The following is a 16855-nucleotide window of genomic DNA, read 5'->3' on the forward strand; positions in this document are numbered from 1 at the left end:
TATAAATAGGGGCTGACATAGATAAGCTAATTTAAATTGCCTTTAACCATTGATTTTAACTGGCTTAGCTGCTCTTTATAATTAGGTGTATTAAATCGCCATTCACATTCCTTTAAAAACAGCTCAAAATTCTCTTTTGGAATGCCGTTAAACTTTCGCATATATCGTTTGGCTTGATTCCAGAAATTCTCAATTCCATTAATATGATTGTGAACTTTTGCAAACTGCTTACTGTGATTGATTCGATAATGTTTAAACTCACTAATATCAAGCACATTATAACTTTTAAAAGAATCCGAATAAACGATACTATCAGGAATCACTTTTTCCTCAATAATGGGAATTAGAGTTTCTGATTGAGCATTAGGAATAACCTTTGTGTAAACCTTACCGCCACGCTTTAATAGACCAAATACAGGGATTTTACCTGCTGATCCACAGCCTATTTTCCCTTTACGAATCCCACCAAAATACGATTCATCAACTTCAATTTTTCCATCAAACAATTCGGCTTCAAATTATTTCTGATAGTCGAATATTAAAAGACGTAAACGATGATAATAGAAGATCGTTGTGTTTCGATTAACATCGACAATTTCAGCGGCACATCGATCAGTGGTTCCTGCAATGAATTTTTATACCGTCAGGAGTTGAGTCCTAAAAATCTTCTAAGTTTGTATTAAAGTCAAAACCTCTATCATAAGCGGTATCGCACACACAATTGTCAATATTATTCATTCCGAACTCCATATTATCTATTAAATATTTTAGTAAAATTAGCTTTAGGAGAAATTTTGGTATTGATTAAACCTATTTTACCTATCTTTCTATAAAAATAAGTCCCCCAAAGCCCTGGATCAGGAATCGAAGCAGTAATACAGAAAAATAAATTATTATCAGCTTTATATTGCGAATATACTTCTATTTCTAATAAAATATTACTTAAATCAGAATAATCAAACATTAAAAAATATTCTTTAAACAAATCATGTTCTAAATATTTATATTCACTTAAATCTATAGATTGGATAAATAAATTATCTCTATATACATTTAAAAAAAATCTGAAATCTTGCTGCATATAAGTAGATGAACTCTTTAAAAAGTTGCATTTATGATCAGTTAAAACACTAAAATTACTGTGTGACTGATCATATTTTGACAAACCAATTTTAAGAGAAATTACAGGTTCTGTGTGAAGCCCAAATCTATAACTAGAAATTGTTTCGACAGTCTTTCTTAAATTTAAATATGTTGTATTAGTTAGATATTTTTTTTCGCTAAAGACCAATATGCTATTTTTTCTATTACTCTCTTGAAAATTTAGCTTTTCCCCATTTGCCAAATTTAAAAATAATACAAGTATTACAAGAAATACCTTACTCTCTCTTCTCAACATCTTTATAAACTCCCTACAATCATATTTTTCCTTTTCTAAACTACTTATATTATTTATAAATTAAAAATAATGATTTTTATTGTGGTATAGATTCCTATGGACATCCAAAGGACATACCAAATAACAGCTCCTAATTTCATATGATTCGACATCTGGATCATTTGACATATTTGTCGAACAGTGTGTTTTTTTTGTGATTTTGTTAAAGTATTCGAAAATCTGCTGCTGAAGTTAATTTCTTCGTATAAAGAATATAAACTTCTTTTAAAAACTTTAATATCTAGACCTATAAAGTTACCTCGAGCTTTATCGAAGACTTCTACTGCACCAAAATTAATCAAATAAAATGCTAATGCAAGTAACCCACAAATAATTACTAAGCTTGTTTTCCCTAAAAGCTGTGGGGGAATATCCCAGCCAAATAATAAGAGTATAATGCCATTTAACAAAGCAAGAATCATAAAGTATGGGCCAATTATTTGACTATAATAAAAGCCTATTTGTAAATTAAAATCTGATAATTCCTCCCATAAAATTTTTATATCCTCATCTGGAATTTGTACTGGTCTCTCATCATTTTTTCCTTCGAAAATCAGAATATCTAACCCCCATTTATGAAGTGTATATCCAATAAAAAATACCAGAGGTATCCAAAACCAGCGGCTAAGTAAAAATTCTAATATGATATCCATTGATTTTCCACAATATTATTAGTTAGAGATATTAAAAATAAATATCTTAAAAGTAATCAATAATACTATCCCTCCTATTAATAAAAAGGCACTTCCTTTTTTCATGATCTCTATTTTATTCATAATTCTGTCGAGATATTTAGCCAATAAAAGCAAGCCTTTTAATGCAGGGTCATTTAGCTCCGCTCCTCCTGTCTCAGATGATGCTGTCCTATCCAATTGGTTTAAAGTTTCTCTTGAATAAATCTGATTATTTTTGCCTGTATCCGCAGTGACATGAATCTTTTCTTGACTTATTCGATCATAATCAATCACTCGCTGTTCCGCCAGTTTTAAGCGCCCATCATTATTTTTAAAATTTTCATCCGTTAGGATTTTATCTTCAAAATATTCAGCTATTTTATCTACTTGAATTTTTTCGTTAGAACCATCTGATCTTAAAAAATCAACGCCTGTCTTTAGCTCATCCATCAACACTTTTTGGAAGTCTATAATAGCAGTACGTTGTTTATCTGGTTGCCCTGCAAAATCAGGATGATTGAGGTATAAATTCAATATATTCTCAACATACGAGCTATAAGCGCCATGAGGACCACTATGATGTGTTAATCCAAAATTGCTTTTGTCCACTATCTTTGGATTATTTTTATAAATAGCTTCCAGCTTCGCAATATCAGCAGGATCAGTGAATAATGGGATGCGGTTATTATAATCTTGTAGGAATTTATCTCCAAAAAGCCCAGAAAGCTCTCGTCTAAATTTGCCAAATATTTCTACAGGAATAATGTTATGTACGTTAAAAGAAATATCAGCCATAAATTATCCCTCCACCACACAACGCGTTAATAACCAATCTTGTGAAATTCCTGCATCATCCAATGCTTTTTTTAATTGATCACTGATGAAAAAACTTTGTTTTAAACGTGAGTCTGCCCAGAGATCCAGCCCGGATTCCAATATGTTAGAATTAATGATAAAACCATCTTCAATAATCTCTGGACTTTCTGTTGGAATACCATCCATTTTTTTGGTTGGTTTAAAAAAATACACATTTTCACTTTTTTCTAAATCACAATACTCATTGGTTTCTGCAATATTGAGGAGATAAAAAGAGCATTCACTTTCGATATGATCTCCTGTAACAGCATCATAGGGATCCAATTTAATAATATCTGTGTTGCCTAAATTATACTGCTTTAAAATTTTCGCACTTTTTTCATTAATAAAAACAAATTGACCTATCCCCATAAAAATACTTTTGTCACAAACCAAAGGTGTCTCTGAAATTTTATAAAAACGAGTCGGTGTATATTCGGGGGATAATTTTTTCTTAAATCTATACTTTTGTGCTAAATCAGCATAATTAGTGCTATTATTTTTAAATATATCTTCTGTTTTTTTGCATTCTTTTTCAGATAAAATATGACTATATTGAAGCAAAAATTGTGAATCAATTTTTCCTTCAACAAATAAATTGTAATCAACCCATCTTTTATCTGTGTTTCTCATAACATTACTAACCCATACATATTGCGTCATTGTTTTTCTCTTTGACTAAAATATTTATTAATTACTATAATTCACGCATGCTCTCATCCACCTTCGTTTGAAGGGGACTCAAGAAATAATCTATCACTCGGCGTTCTCTGATCTTAATCTCCGCTGTGACATTCATCCCGGCACTGAGTTGAATGGCTTTGCCTTCCACCATAAATGGGGTATCTTGATCCAACTGTACCATCGCTTGAAACACGAGCCCCAATTGCTCATGCTCAATTGCATCTAAACTCACCGATTTCACAGTGCCGGTTAAATAACCATAACGGGTATAAGGTGTAGGAAAAGGGAGCGTTGTTTACACTTCCTGTTTAAAATAAATATCTAAAACCTCATAAGGAGTCGCACCATTTAGTCCTTTATGAGGTTTTACCGTATTATAAAAGTTTAAAAACCTTTTAAGCTTTGATTTTCTGTCATCACTGCTTAAAAACACTTCTTTATCATGCCACATTTCCATTAACGTTCGAATAACCCGTTCCGCTTTACCATTCGTCTGTGGTCTTGCTGGTCGGGTAAATTGTTGATTAATATGATTTAATCTGCATAGATAAACAAAAGCATGATCAATTGTCCCTTTTTATTCTCTCCCATTGTCAGAATAGATACAATCAAGCGTATACGGGCATTGCGCAAGAATATCTTTCTGAAGAAACGTTGCGGCACTAAATTGTGATTTATCCTCATAAATGCCGGCATATAACTCTCTTGAGAAGTCATCGATACCTACAAATAGATACTCTCTACGACCTGTTTTCAGTTCCCTTTTAAGCAATGGTAGTCTTTTGGTATCAACATGAACCATTTCCCCAGGATAAGATTTATTGTAGCGTTTAGCGCGCCTTTTTAGGTGATCTTCTATCGTCTTTTCAACTTTCACAAGCCTTTTAATGCCATATTTAATGGTTTTAAAGCGCTCATTAGTACTTGCCTGCGGTTTAAATAATCCAAGTCTAGAGAGCCTAAGCGCTTTGTCAATAGTTGGGCGACTGACATTAAATCTTTGTGCAAGATAAGTGACAGTGAGTTTCTCTTGCGTATAAAGGCGCCAAATCTCTTCTCGATGATAGGGCGTAAGTCGGGTATTTTTATGCATATTCACAACAGTATTTTCTCCGAATACTGTAAACAACGCTAGTAAATCCTACATATTAGGTTTTAGTGGCGTATTTAAACCCAAAAGAAAAAAGTTTTTATATCAGGACTTGCCTGGTTTGAAAAAGCTATATTTGTTAGCCTCGCTTCTTTCCTTTCTATAAACTTTATTTTAATAATCAGTCACTTAATTTTAATATTAATTTCTTGGGATATTACCGCTTTTAAAGTCGTTTCTATTGTTACTTTTTTACCAACCTACACCATAATATGCTTTAACTATATCCTCATCATGAAAGGCAGCCATTGGGATTCACACCATTTAATTAAAAAATATGCCCTTTCCTCAAATTAATGCCTACGAATAAACTTCTTATATAAAAAACTTTTAAAAAGCCCCTGAATAGTATAACTATCCAAGGGCTTTTCTACATTCATTACCTCATTTCACGGATTGAGATTTTATTTCACAGTTTGAGACGCCATTTCATCGTTCGTGAGATTCGACATGTCGAATCTCATATACCGTGAAACGAAGAATTGTGGTTTCTAGCGGTATGTCATCAATAGTGAAGTTTACAATTTAGCTAAAAATCTCATATAACATGATCTCATTAATATAAAATCTCAAATAGAGTGATCTCATTAGAAGTTATACTTTTGCTCTCGAAGTTTAAATGCGGTATCTCCACCCTCAAGAATTTCACAAATATGCTCTTTAATTGTTTTAGATTCTAGGGTCTGTTGAACATTCATAGTTTCAACCAAACGTATGCACAGGCTAAAGCAACATTGCTACTGTAGCTACTTTTTAGCTTATTATAGTGAGTTGCTAAGCCTCTAAAGTGCTTTAAGGTTGCAAATATATTCTCCACGACATGCCGCGCTTTATAAATATGCCAGTCCATATGCCTATTGTCTTTTAAACTATTCTTTCTATTAGGAATGTTTGGATGAACTTCGTTTTTTAATAAACTCATTTTATAATCTTGTGAGATATATCCTTGATCAGCATTGAGGATTTTTGTCTCCTTTAATTCAACTTTCTTAATCAGTTTAGGCGCTACTTTAACATCATGAGTTGCTCCATCGCTTATTAAAAAATCCAAGGGATTTCCATGAGCATCGACGATTATATGAATTTTGGTGCTATTACCACCGGCACTTTTAGCGATCGCCTCTGACTTAGGATTCCCTATCCCAGCACTACTTTGATGCGCTCGAATATGAGTTCCATCAATAGATAGCCACTCCATATCAGGATCTTTAATAAGCTGTTTAAAACAGTTTGGTGAATTTATCCAATTTTGTCCATCTTCTAAAAGCTTTAAAAACGGTATTATATTTTCCAAAGCATTCTGGTAAATATCACCATGGACAGCCTGTTTTCAGGCGATATAAGATTCCGGTGAAAATATTTCTTAAATTTGGTTTGTCATAGATATTCAAATCTAGGAGAATAGGCTTTAGTTTCAACCAAAGCTTGTCATTAAGTAATGTTTGAAGCATAAGAATAGAGAGTTGGTATTGTTTTTTTGCGATTACATTTTACTACTCTCTATTTTTTTATTTCAAATGTTCAACAGACCCTAATATCCTAATAAAATCAACCGCTGTTGATGATTGCATTATTGTTATTATAGTTGTTATTGGTAGAATAACTATTCTACGCATAGAGTCCCTATGCTTTATATATGGAGAGTAGATAATTCATTATGGAAAGAGTTTATGCCAAACTAGGTGAGCCTATTCAATGTGCCCACTGTCGTTATGAAATCTCATACGGCGCAACCATTTGCCAAGGATGTCAAACCCATTTGATTTACGGTATGCCTGATGGCTATTTTCGATATATGAAATCTCAGGCTATGATACTCGGTATCGTATTGACACTCGTTTTATGGTTCCTTTTGATCGTACTTTTCCCTATTCTTTATGGTTTCTTTATTGCGCCAGTTATAGCTATTTTAATTAGCTGGCTTTTGTATAGAAAAAGTAAAAGACACGCTATCGCGACTATCCCTGATAACCTTGTCTCATTTATTCCCCCCGAAGAAATAGCGGTGCGAACCTTTCGAAAAGCCATGAAGTAAGTATCTTAAGATTCTTAGCATAACGCTTTATCAAACTATTGAGATTTATGAGGATTAAAGTGAAATAAATTCTTTATAGATCCAGAAAGGGGCTGAACCATTGGTGTTTTTGGGGATAAAGGTTGAATGGGGCTGTTTGATTTCTTGCAACAACCGCACCAAGTTATACGGCCAGTTTTGGAAAAGTAGAGCTACTATTTTTAATAATCGAATTCTAAGTGATATAGGTGACTTTTCAAACTCGAATTTAAGGGGGATATTTTGCCAAGATTGTTTTTTTAATCTTGCTAATCCCTGTACCAAGGTTCGTATTCCTTCAAAAAAAGTAAAGAGTGTAGGTTGTTATTGTCACCTAATTCTATATATCCATGATTTATAGCATTGGTAATTTTTCGCATTAAATATAGCTCGTTTTGGTTAGGGGGGATTACCTTCAACCATTGCCTCATTTATTTGTAACCATGTTGCTTTAGAAAAACTGCCGTCATACCGATCAGGATTAGATAAATCGGCTTGTACTAAAATAAACGCCTTCTCCGTTGCACTGAGCGCAACTGCAATATTTATTTTTTTTGAAATGCTTTGCGTTCGTTTAAAACAATCCAAAATGGTTGATAATATACTTAAGATATATCGCCCTTGATCTTTATAGTATTGGTGCTTTTCTGCTTCAGTAGTAAATTCAGCCTCTTTTTTAGCTTTTTCACCCTCAGAAATAGAGATCACATCGCCTGTAAATGAGGCTTGTCCACCTATAAATTTAACCGTACTTCCAATAAAATCTAAATCTGTCTTAGCCATAATCATTGATTCCTCTACGTTTAATAGATATACCCAATTTTAAAAATTTTTTCATCTTCATCAGAAGACAATCGACAGTGATCTCTATCGCCTTTAATGACTTTGTCGTGCCTCCAACCTTGATAATCATCCTGTTCTACTTGAGTGATAATATTTCCATCAATATCCCAGCGATAACAAGTTCCTAAAGAAAATCCATTCATAGAACCCGTATTTTGATAGGGTAACTCTAAAAACTTCTCCCCTGTTTCACGGTAGTAGTGATAGGTCCCCGCGGGAATCAACTCAAGTCTTTCTTGTAGAGGTTGCCGTTTATATCCTTCAAAACTCACCTGACCATTGGGATACCAATAGGTGGCTTGAATTAAATCTTGTTCAGGCAAATAAATCTCTAAAGAGCGTTTCTCACCAGTAGCATAAAAAGTCTCCTTACGTAACAGCATTCCTTTTGAATACTCAGCGTAATACATACCCCCTGTTTTTACTTTACCAAACACAGGGCCTTCTAATAAACCGTGCTCAAGTGTTGCTTCATAAATCGATTCCCCATCTTCATTGAATCTCTGGACTCGTCCATGACGTTGATCCTGTACATAATGTTCTAACTTATAAAGCTCACCTTTTGTATGATAACGCTGACTAAGTCCGTCTAGTTTTCCATTAACATAATTATCTTTAGATAACATCACACCTGACTCTCTCCAAAAAATCCCTTCTCCATGCAACACATCATTTTTATAATACTCCTCAATATTGAGCTGACCGCTTGGATACCAACTTCTAAACCGTCCCTCCTTTTTCCCTTCAACCAACGTATACTGTTCTTTTTTTTGAGTTGAATCGGGATAATACGTAATGACCTCTTCGATGATGGGATTCCCACTTGCAATGCGCGCTTGCCGGGCTTGCTCTTCTTCAGCTTCTTGAGCTTGACGCTTACGTGCTTCTTCAACTTGCCGAATCGCATCTTCCTGCATGCGAATAAGATCCCGTCGGATCTGGGCATCCCGCTCTTTAATTAGTTGTCGAACACGTTCAGCTTCATAACGCTGATATTGGTGATAGCCCCAATAACTTACCGCGCCTAACATTAATACACTCATTGCAATTAACAATTTCTTTTTCATCATGTGGCTTCCTTATCTAAAACTAATCTCAAATCAATGGTTATTTTTCTCGCAAACTCTCTTCAATTTTCGTCTGTAGTGGGCTTAAAAAATAACTGATCACCCGTCGCTCTCCGATCTTTATCTCCGCTGTGACATTCATCCCAGCACTGAGTTGAATGGCTTTGCCTTCCACCATAAATGGGGTGTCTTGATCCACCTGTACCATCGCTTGAAACACGAGCCCCAATTGCTCATGCTCAATTGCATCTAAACTCACCGATTTCACAGTGCCGGTTAAATATCCATAACGGGTATAAGGAAATGATTCGATCTTAATAACCACCGCTTGTCCCTCGGTAATCCTCCCATTTTTAGGACACATCTAAAGTAGAGGAATTTAAAACGGTTTTGTAACAAGGTGGTAGACCACCATTTGCCATGTTTGGCCTTTCATGATTATACAGCCACAACCACTTTGTGGCATGATCTTGGACCTCTTCAATGCTATTAAATAAATGTTGGTTCAGCCAATCGTAGCGCACTGTTCGGTTATATCGTTCTATATAAGCATTTTGTTGCGGTTTGCCAGGTTCGATAAATTGATGCTTGATTTGCTGCTTCTCCAGCCAGTTTTTCAGTTCATGGCTGATATATTCGGGGCCATTATCACTCCTGATCATTTTGGGTTTACCACGCCATTCTATGATTTGCTCTAAAGCCCTAATCACCCGTTGGCTAGGCAAGGAAAGATCCACCTCAATCCCTAATCCTTCACGATTAAAATCGTCGATCACATTCAATAAACGATAGTTTTGCCCTGATTGTAGCTGATCATGCATAAAATCCATCGACCAACATTCATTGATTGAGTTGGAAACCACTAATGGCTCAGGTTTGTCCCGCACCAAACGTTTTTTAGGTTTAATGCGTAAGTTTAAAGATAGCTCGCAATAGATGCGAAGCTGCTTCGACTAATGACAACCAACTGGCAGGCACGCTCGATGGTGATCTGTTTTTCAGTGACCAGCCACTGCACTGATGTTTTACGAACCAGTGGCTTCACCACTTTTTTTGTAAAACCTCCTTGAGTAATTCACTATCCATTTTAGCTTCAGCATACATTTTTTTAAGCCTTGCATTCTCAGCTTCCAACTCTTTCATTCGGCTGATCATAGATGCATCCATGCCACCGAACTTCGAGCGCCATTTATAAAATGTCGCACTACTCATGCCATGTTCACGGCATAAATCAGGGACTTTAATCCCCGCCTCATTTTGTTTTAAAATTGCCATAATTTGGCTATCAGTAAATCTTGATTTTTTCATAATGAATCTCCTACAGTAATGATACGAGAAAATTCTACTTATGGTCTGTATTTTTTTATGGGGGGATTACCGTAGGAAATGATGTTTAAAATAAGAATGCTGTTTTTGTTGTTATCGATATTGACCGGAATAACTATGGCGACAGCAAATGGAACACCCCAAGTGAAGTATCAATTACGTTTTAAGGCAAACTATATCTCTTGTATTGTCCGCATTAATAATGTTTTTGTTTATAATACTAGGGATAATATTAAAGTGCCTAAGCAGTTAAGTTTTGGACAGGATATTACACAATATTTAGATCAAGGAGAAAATGAGCTATCAATATTGGCTACAAATCTTACAGAATATATTCCTCCTCATAGAATAGAACAGGAGAATTACACTATTTATGAAAATAAAACAAATCTGATTAATCCATAAGCTATCCACCACATGACAATTCCTATTATTGTTTCTAGAACTTTCCAGGATATAGGATTTTTAAATAAAGGAATTAAAAGTCTCGCACCATAGCCTAAGCCAAAAAACCAAATAAATGATGAAAATAATGCACCAATTAAAAAGTATAATTTATCTGAAATATTTAAAGTTCCTGCGATTCCACCAACAATAACAACAGTATCAAGGTAAACATGAGGGTTCAATAGTGTGATAGCAAGCGTTGCAATTATTACAGAGGTTTTTCCATTATCTAAATCATCTTTGGTACTGGATTGTATATTCATAGATTCTGAAGATTTTATTGCACTTAGAAAAGATTTATATCCATAAAAAAACAAAAATATTGCTCCTAATATAGCCAATATCCCAGATAGAATTTTACTCTGACTTATAAAACTCCCTAGACCCAGCACGCCAATGGACATCAATAGGAAATCACAGACAAAACAAATCCCAGAAACTATTAAAATATTCTTTTTCAAAAGTCCCTGTTTTAATACAAAAGCATTTTGCGCTCCTATAGCAATGATAAGAGCACCTGAGGTAATCATTCCTCTAAATATAATGTCCATTTATTATAAAACCATTTGAAGTTAATGTATTAATAGCAAATTCGATGTTATTTTCTTCAATAAAAATAAAATCTGTATCATAGGTGGAAGAGACAAAAATACTAATTTTAGCTTCCGACAAAGGATATAAAACAGAAGATAAGATGCCTGAAAGATTAAAATCTAATTTTTCATCTATTTTTAAACAATTCCATAAACCAGAATAAATATCCAATCCAATGATATTATTCCCGTCAATAATATAATTGAAATTTTCACCATCCCAAATTAATGAAAAAAATTCTTTATCTTTTAAATTTGGTAACTCATTTAATGAGCTAGATTTTCCAATAATATATTTTTGTTTAAGCAGCTTTAATCCAAGCTTATAAGGTCTTATACTATCCATGAATTACCCTATCAATGTTATATCAAAACCAATGCTTGATCTAAAAGATATGTCATTGTTATCTAGAGGTCTTATTGGTGTTACTGTATGCCAAAGTTCTGTTCCTTTATCCGCTTGTAGAATACCCATTCCCTCTTGCAGTTCACAAGTCACAAATTCTGTTTTTTTATCATTACCATAAATGATGCTTTTTGCTCCTAAAATATTTCTTCTCTCTATTACTAAAGCTGAAACAATTAAATCCATACCATCTTGATGAATACCTTCAGGTGAATTAGTTCCTTCCTCATCATTTGAGCAATATATAACAGTATGGTGAACAACTATATTCAGTTTTGTATTCTTTGTAACAGAATATATTTTATTAGCAACGAAAGTCATTATATCTTTTAAATCACTATCACACAGATCATCTGGCAACTCTTTAAAGACTCTACTTGATTTTCGGTAATCAAGATTATTATCATCTGTGATCTGCGCATCTTTTTGTTCAAATGGAGTGTTTTTCACTCTTTCGATTAACCAATTACCATCTTCATATGATAATAAATATTTAGATATCAATCTCTTTCTATTTGGCGTAAGATTTTTTATATAATTAATTGTGTCAGTAGAAAGTGTTGGGAAAAAATTAATTAGTTCATCATCTTTAATTATACCCTGATAAATTTCTTTCAAGACGTGCTCTGAGATACAGTTACCATCACTCAAGTTTTTCTTAATAATATCTATTTTATTTTGCTGAAGTAAGTAATTATCAAATTGGTATTCATCATAATATTTAGATAGTTTACTTTTCATTCTATCTACTGAAATTCCAATTTCTCCTAAGCTAATAATACTTATAGGCATACTCAATTTGTAATCCTCCCCTTTTTAACTCCATTTAAAAGTAGAAGATTCTCTAAGGTTTATTGAATCTGGCATGGTTGTAATCCTCCCCTTTTTAATACCATCCAAAAGTAGAAGATTTTCCATGGTTTATTGAAGCTGGCACGGCGGCACAGATCCAATGGCTGAATGGGGTCTTTCGTTATTATAACTCCATAGCCATTTTGTGGAATATATTTGTGCATCATCTATTGTTTCAAACAGATAGCTCGATAGCAATTCTTCTCTTACGGTTCTGTTAAACCGCTCAATATAGGCATTTTGTGTAGGTTTTCCAGGTTGAGTATAGATCAAGGTAATTTTCTCAGAATTGGCCCAATCAATTAATTTCTGGCTAATATATTCAGGACCGTTATCACATCGAATCGCTGCAGGCTTTCCTCGCCACTCAATGATTCGCTCTAAAGAGCGAATCACTTTTTCTGTCGGTAAACTAAAATCAATATCCATACAAAGTCCTTCCCGATTATAATCATCAATCACATTGAACGCTCTGAAGTAACGTCCATTTCGCAAGCTGTCAGACATAAAATCCATCGACCATATTTGATTAATATCCGTCGCTAAACCCAGTTTTTCTGGACGATTTCTGATGATTCATTTTCTTGGTTTAATTCTGAGATTGAGTTCTAACTCCCGATAGATTCTTAAAACTCGCTTACGATTCCATCGGAATTTTTGAACATTTCTTAAATAATCAAAACATAAACCAAAGCCCCAGCGCTTATGAGTTTTAGTTAACCTTAGCAACCACATTTCAATGAGGTTGTTTTCAGAGCTAGCTTTACCCTGATAGTGAAAAGTTGTTTTGCTAATTCCAAATATCTCACAAATCAAACGGATAGAGATATTTTGAGTTTTTAAAACAGCTTTAGCCATCTCTTTTCGTTGAGACGGCTTTACCACTTTCCCTCTAAGGCTTCTTGGCGAATACGGGACTTAAGACACTCTTCGGCATACATTTTCTTGAGTTTTGCATTCTCAGCTTCAAGTTCTTTCAGCCGAGTGATCATTGACGCATCCATACCGCCATATTTTGAGCGCCATTTATAAAATGTTGCGGAGCTAATGCCATATTCTCGACATAAATCCGGGACTTTCACGCCAGATTCATTCTGTTTTAAGATCGACATAATCTGTGAATTTTGATTTTTTCATAGTTAATTTCTCCTAAGTAAATAATACGAGAAAATTCTACTTATGATCAGTATTATTTTTAGGGAGGATTACAAAAAGAAATATTCCCAAACTGATCATTTTTAGCCGTACCTTTCGTATGAACGTGTAAATCCCATCTCCCCCATTCTGAACCTCTATTCATAATCTTCTATTTCCTCTTATAGCTTTGATCAATTTTATTTAAGTATTCAATAGACCCTAATGATATTAAGTTTTTAAACAACCTCACCCAACCCTCAACGGCAGTAAATCTTCTGTAATCATCTTGGTATAGGCTTCTTTTACCGTACGCCAATAGCGGAGTTTACTGACGGGATTCTCTGTTTGTGCCTTATATTGCTCAAAGTTGGCGCTTTTCTTTAATGCATCCTCTCCCGGCTGACTTTCTAAGTCCGGATTAAAACTTGCAACCATATACCTGAACTCTTCAGGATCAAGCACCCATTTTTTAGCAAATTCTTCAACTAATACATTCGTTTTCTCGCCTATTTTCTGGGAAAGTAAATCTGTGACTCGCTTGCCTCGAAACTCTTCTGGCATTGCTTTAATTTCATTCCATAATAGTGACATAACGCCTGCAAGCTGTGGATTTTCTTGTTTTAAAGTCTCTACGTAATCATCAATCTCTTGATCGGCGATAGCGTCTGATTGCATCGGTTTCGTAGCATCCTCTTCTGGAATAAACTCCTGAATTAAAGCCATAATATAATTATAATTAATCTCTTCGACCCGATGTGTTTGTAAATCATATTCAATATCAAGAGGTTCTTCTTCCTCATCAGGATTTTCATTTCCTCGCAATTCTTCTAGCACATTCACATAAACGCCGTGATACTCTTCGATCTCTTGAAAATCAATCGGGAAAATATCACCCATCATTTCAGGTTTAAAGTCTGAATAGACCATTGCCGAATTTAAGAAACGATCGAGTTTTTGGAAGGCTCTCACAAAATCACGTTTTTCCTCTAAACTTAATGATTCAATTTCTTCCGGTGTTCTTGCAATTAAACGCAATCTTTCAATTGCTTCAATTAGCTCCTGCTTTGTTTCCTCCCATATCGGTGCTAGAACATAATTTTCACCACCATTCGAATAGAGGAAAAGTGCTTCGTTTACTTTCTGCTCAAAATAATGAGGTCTTTGAAAAGTGACAATTTGCCCATAGAGTTTATCTCGATCAAACAGGCGATTCGTTCGTGAAAATGCCTGAATAATATCGTGCGGCTGCATCGGTGGTCGATCGATAAAGAGTGTCGAAATACACGGCGCATCAAATCCTGTTAATAAGCGATCAACCACAATAATTAAATCAATTTGCTCACTACGCTGATGATAGAGTGTTTTCTTTCTTGCCAAGCGTGCATTCACATTTTGGTTGTAGGCCCTAATCGTTTCTAAAGAGAAAGATTTCTTGTAAGTCTTATTATAATCTTGCAATGCTTCCTTCATCTTCTCTTGATTTTGAAGAGAGCTCTCTTCATTTTCAGAAATAGAGTAGGTAATCGCAACTTTGGGAAAATCCGGTAATATTTGACTCGTTCGATGACTTATTTTTACGATTTCATTACCAGCAACAACACTCTTAATTAAATCATAATATTCTTGCGCAATCGCAATACTTGGCACTGTTAAGATTGCACCATATGCTCGCCCCACACCACTTTCTGCCGTAAATCCTAATTTTGTACGGGATTTATTGAGAATAAAGTCAATCACCTGTAAACGATGCTCTTTCGTTTCATACGCTTCTTTGGGTATTAGCTTTTCCCGCTCAATGGCACTCAATTTACTATATTTTTTATCAGGGTAACGCTTCTCTATAATCTGCTGTAATTCAAAATCATCAAAGGTATGTTTATATTCCACCTGAAACCCTAGTACAGCACCATCATTAATCGCTTCTTTCACCGTATAAGTATGCAGACGCTCACCATATAATTGCTCTGTTGTTCTCGCTAAGTTTCCTAATGATGCTCGTTGATTTTCTTCAAATATTGGCGTACCAGTAAAACCATACCAAAGTGAATGGTGAAAATAACGTTCTAACTCTCGCTTTTTCTCAGGTGTCACTGCTCTATGGCATTCATCTACAATAAAAGCTAAACGCTGCGCTTTAATTTTGGCATATCGTTTTCTTGTCCGCTCACTCACTTCAGAATTATCAATACTGTTATCGATTCTTCGCATCAAGTGATTAAGCTTTTGTATTGTTGTAATCACGACCGTACGATCATCACTGGAAAGCTTATTAACTAAATCATTCACATTAGCTGTTTCATCAATTGATATAGGATCATACTCTGCATACGATGTGAATGAGCTCGTTGTTTGTTGATCTAAATCGACCCTATCTACGATAAAAACAGTTTTATCAATTACCGGTATATGGAGCAGATTACAAGCCACTTTATAAGATGTGAGGGTTTTCCCTGATCCAGTTGTATGCCAAACATAACCTGATTTATGCTGAAATGATGCCGCCTTTACTGCTTCAATCGCATGTATTTGATATGGTCTCAACAAAATTAGGGCTTCTTTATCCTTATCGGTTATGGAATATTGCATAACCATTCGATGAGCTGCCGGAATCGAAAGGACGTTTTCTGCAAATTGAATATAGTCATTCACCGGCTGATTTTCGGCGGTAACCCACTTACTTAAGAATTTTGCATTAAGTTTCTCAAACTGTGCTGCAGCAATATAGCGAGTATCTGAAGCATTACTCACGACAAACATCTGTAATGTAGAATAGATGCCTGTAAATTTTCCCTCTTTCAGGTATTTTTGAATTTGCCTAAAGCCATCCATAAACGGATGTTGCCGATTTTTAAGCTCAATGTGAATCATTGGTAAACCGTTAATTAAGAGCGTAACATCAAAAACTCGGTTTCGGTCCATACTCTCTTTTTTATCAGCTGTAAATTGATTCACAACCTCATAGACTGTATTTCCACCAGCAATATGATCTCGATGAATCACATTTAAGCGAATCGTTCCAAGCGAAGCATCCTCTCTATTTACTTCAACTTTTGCAATTCCATTTTCACCAGAAAGCCATTTTGCAGCATCAAAGAAGTTGGAAAACTGTAACTGAGTTTTTACTCGGCGAAACTCTCCATCTGTTAATGGTTTTCCATCGAGTATCGCCAAATTATTTCGTTCTAATATTTTACGAAAGTTTTCCCAAAGTGAAGCCTCAGTAGTTAAATCTGGTCGGTATATCCATTGTGACTCTCCCGCTACTAACTGCGCAATTAATCGACTTTCTATCTCTCTTTCACTCGTAAACTTAACCGTCACAATTTATCC

Annotated in this window: 14 protein-coding genes and 7 pseudogenes; 2 read left to right on the forward strand and 19 right to left on the reverse strand. The window is 34.8% G+C overall.

Translation table 11 applies throughout. The features are described 5' to 3' along the window. Positions 1 to 26 precede the first annotated feature (26 nt). The 9 genes and pseudogenes from OXI21_RS01165 to OXI21_RS01200 form a co-directional block, all read right to left on the reverse strand. Positions 27 to 665, reverse strand: a pseudogene (locus OXI21_RS01165) (IS1595 family transposase). 86 nt (positions 666 to 751) lie between these two features. After that, entirely contained in the window at positions 752 to 1399 is a 648-nt protein-coding gene (locus OXI21_RS01170) for a hypothetical protein (protein WP_279617720.1), read from the reverse strand. Positions 1400 to 1452: 53 nt separating this feature from the next. Beyond that, positions 1453 to 2091, reverse strand: a complete 639-nt coding sequence (locus OXI21_RS01175; protein ID WP_279617721.1) for a hypothetical protein — start codon at positions 2089 to 2091, stop codon at positions 1453 to 1455. An 18-nt stretch (positions 2092 to 2109) separates the two neighbouring features. After that, positions 2110 to 2907: a hypothetical protein gene (locus tag OXI21_RS01180; RefSeq protein ID WP_279617722.1), complete on the reverse strand. Its 798-nt coding sequence runs from the start codon at positions 2905 to 2907 to the stop codon at positions 2110 to 2112. A gap of 3 nt (positions 2908 to 2910) precedes the next feature. Continuing rightward, a complete protein-coding gene (locus OXI21_RS01185; RefSeq protein ID WP_279617723.1) occupies positions 2911 to 3630 on the reverse strand; it encodes a hypothetical protein in 720 nt (239 codons plus the stop codon). A 34-nt stretch (positions 3631 to 3664) separates the two neighbouring features. After that, positions 3665 to 3928 (reverse strand): annotated as a pseudogene (locus OXI21_RS01190) (HlyD family type I secretion periplasmic adaptor subunit); the annotation flags it as partial. A gap of 18 nt (positions 3929 to 3946) precedes the next feature. Then, positions 3947 to 4219 carry an integrase core domain-containing protein gene (locus OXI21_RS09770; protein ID WP_347815479.1) on the reverse strand — a complete coding sequence of 91 codons (273 nt, stop codon included), beginning with the start codon at positions 4217 to 4219 and terminating at the stop codon, positions 3947 to 3949. A 9-nt stretch (positions 4220 to 4228) separates the two neighbouring features. Further along, complete coding sequence (locus OXI21_RS01195; RefSeq protein ID WP_279617725.1) at positions 4229 to 4780, reverse strand: hypothetical protein; 552 nt, start codon at positions 4778 to 4780, stop codon at positions 4229 to 4231. A 715-nt stretch (positions 4781 to 5495) separates the two neighbouring features. Beyond that, positions 5496 to 6252, reverse strand: a pseudogene (locus OXI21_RS01200) (IS5 family transposase). Positions 6253 to 6458: 206 nt separating this feature from the next. Here OXI21_RS01200 and OXI21_RS01205 point away from each other — a divergent pair. After that, positions 6459 to 6836 (forward strand): hypothetical protein, encoded by a 378-nt coding sequence (locus tag OXI21_RS01205; protein WP_279617726.1) that lies wholly within the window; start codon positions 6459 to 6461, stop codon positions 6834 to 6836. Between the two features lie 417 nt (positions 6837 to 7253). Here OXI21_RS01205 and OXI21_RS01210 read toward each other — a convergent pair whose 3' ends face one another. From OXI21_RS01210 to OXI21_RS01230, 5 genes and pseudogenes are all read right to left on the reverse strand, one after another. Next, on the reverse strand, positions 7254 to 7637 hold the full coding sequence (locus tag OXI21_RS01210; RefSeq protein ID WP_279617727.1) for a hypothetical protein: 384 nt from the start codon (positions 7635 to 7637) through the stop codon (positions 7254 to 7256). Positions 7638 to 7657: 20 nt separating this feature from the next. Then, positions 7658 to 8767: a hypothetical protein gene (locus OXI21_RS01215; RefSeq protein WP_279617728.1), complete on the reverse strand. Its 1110-nt coding sequence runs from the start codon at positions 8765 to 8767 to the stop codon at positions 7658 to 7660. Between the two features lie 37 nt (positions 8768 to 8804). Next, positions 8805 to 9113: pseudogene (locus tag OXI21_RS01220) on the reverse strand (HlyD family type I secretion periplasmic adaptor subunit); the annotation flags it as partial. Positions 9114 to 9117: 4 nt separating this feature from the next. After that, a pseudogene (locus OXI21_RS01225) lies at positions 9118 to 9705 on the reverse strand (IS3 family transposase); the annotation flags it as partial. Between the two features lie 83 nt (positions 9706 to 9788). Further along, a pseudogene (locus tag OXI21_RS01230) lies at positions 9789 to 10072 on the reverse strand (transposase); the annotation flags it as partial. Positions 10073 to 10207: 135 nt separating this feature from the next. Between OXI21_RS01230 and OXI21_RS01235 the strand changes: the two are divergent. After that, complete coding sequence (locus OXI21_RS01235) at positions 10208 to 10495, forward strand: hypothetical protein (protein WP_279617730.1); 288 nt, start codon at positions 10208 to 10210, stop codon at positions 10493 to 10495. On the opposite strand, the gene OXI21_RS01240 is transcribed toward OXI21_RS01235, so the two are convergent. The 5 genes and pseudogenes from OXI21_RS01240 to OXI21_RS01260 form a co-directional block, all read right to left on the reverse strand. Then, entirely contained in the window at positions 10462 to 11088 is a 627-nt protein-coding gene (locus tag OXI21_RS01240) for a LysE/ArgO family amino acid transporter (protein WP_279617731.1), read from the reverse strand. The two genes, OXI21_RS01235 and OXI21_RS01240, sit on opposite strands and share 34 nt — an antisense overlap. Further along, positions 11072 to 11476: an ACT domain-containing protein gene (locus OXI21_RS01245; RefSeq protein WP_279617732.1), complete on the reverse strand. Its 405-nt coding sequence runs from the start codon at positions 11474 to 11476 to the stop codon at positions 11072 to 11074. Before OXI21_RS01245 ends, OXI21_RS01240 begins: the two co-directional genes overlap by 17 nt. Before the next feature lie 3 nt (positions 11477 to 11479). Then, a complete protein-coding gene (locus OXI21_RS01250; protein ID WP_279617733.1) occupies positions 11480 to 12328 on the reverse strand; it encodes a 2OG-Fe dioxygenase family protein in 849 nt (282 codons plus the stop codon). 129 nt (positions 12329 to 12457) lie between these two features. Further along, a pseudogene (locus OXI21_RS01255) lies at positions 12458 to 13500 on the reverse strand (IS3 family transposase). Positions 13501 to 13771: 271 nt separating this feature from the next. After that, positions 13772 to 16846: an HsdR family type I site-specific deoxyribonuclease gene (locus OXI21_RS01260; protein WP_279617734.1), complete on the reverse strand. Its 3075-nt coding sequence runs from the start codon at positions 16844 to 16846 to the stop codon at positions 13772 to 13774. Positions 16847 to 16855: the final 9 nt, after the last annotated feature.

Origin of the sequence: Ignatzschineria sp. RMDPL8A, from assembly GCF_029815055.1 — a bacterium.
GTDB lineage: Bacteria > Pseudomonadota > Gammaproteobacteria > Cardiobacteriales > Wohlfahrtiimonadaceae > CALZBJ01.

Coding starts and splice junctions, on each gene's coding strand:
- OXI21_RS01240 (WP_279617731.1), bottom strand. CDS start 11,088: ATGGACATTATATTTAGAGGAATGATTACCTCAGGTGCTCTTATCATT.
- OXI21_RS01215 (WP_279617728.1), bottom strand. CDS start 8,767: ATGATGAAAAAGAAATTGTTAATTGCAATGAGTGTATTAATGTTAGGC.
- OXI21_RS01235 (WP_279617730.1), top strand. CDS start 10,208: ATGGCGACAGCAAATGGAACACCCCAAGTGAAGTATCAATTACGTTTT.
- OXI21_RS01170 (WP_279617720.1), bottom strand. CDS start 1,399: ATGTTGAGAAGAGAGAGTAAGGTATTTCTTGTAATACTTGTATTATTT.
- OXI21_RS01245 (WP_279617732.1), bottom strand. CDS start 11,476: ATGGATAGTATAAGACCTTATAAGCTTGGATTAAAGCTGCTTAAACAA.
- OXI21_RS01210 (WP_279617727.1), bottom strand. CDS start 7,637: ATGGCTAAGACAGATTTAGATTTTATTGGAAGTACGGTTAAATTTATA.
- OXI21_RS01185 (WP_279617723.1), bottom strand. CDS start 3,630: ATGACGCAATATGTATGGGTTAGTAATGTTATGAGAAACACAGATAAA.
- OXI21_RS01250 (WP_279617733.1), bottom strand. CDS start 12,328: ATGCCTATAAGTATTATTAGCTTAGGAGAAATTGGAATTTCAGTAGAT.
- OXI21_RS01205 (WP_279617726.1), top strand. CDS start 6,459: ATGGAAAGAGTTTATGCCAAACTAGGTGAGCCTATTCAATGTGCCCAC.
- OXI21_RS01175 (WP_279617721.1), bottom strand. CDS start 2,091: ATGGATATCATATTAGAATTTTTACTTAGCCGCTGGTTTTGGATACCT.
- OXI21_RS01180 (WP_279617722.1), bottom strand. CDS start 2,907: ATGGCTGATATTTCTTTTAACGTACATAACATTATTCCTGTAGAAATA.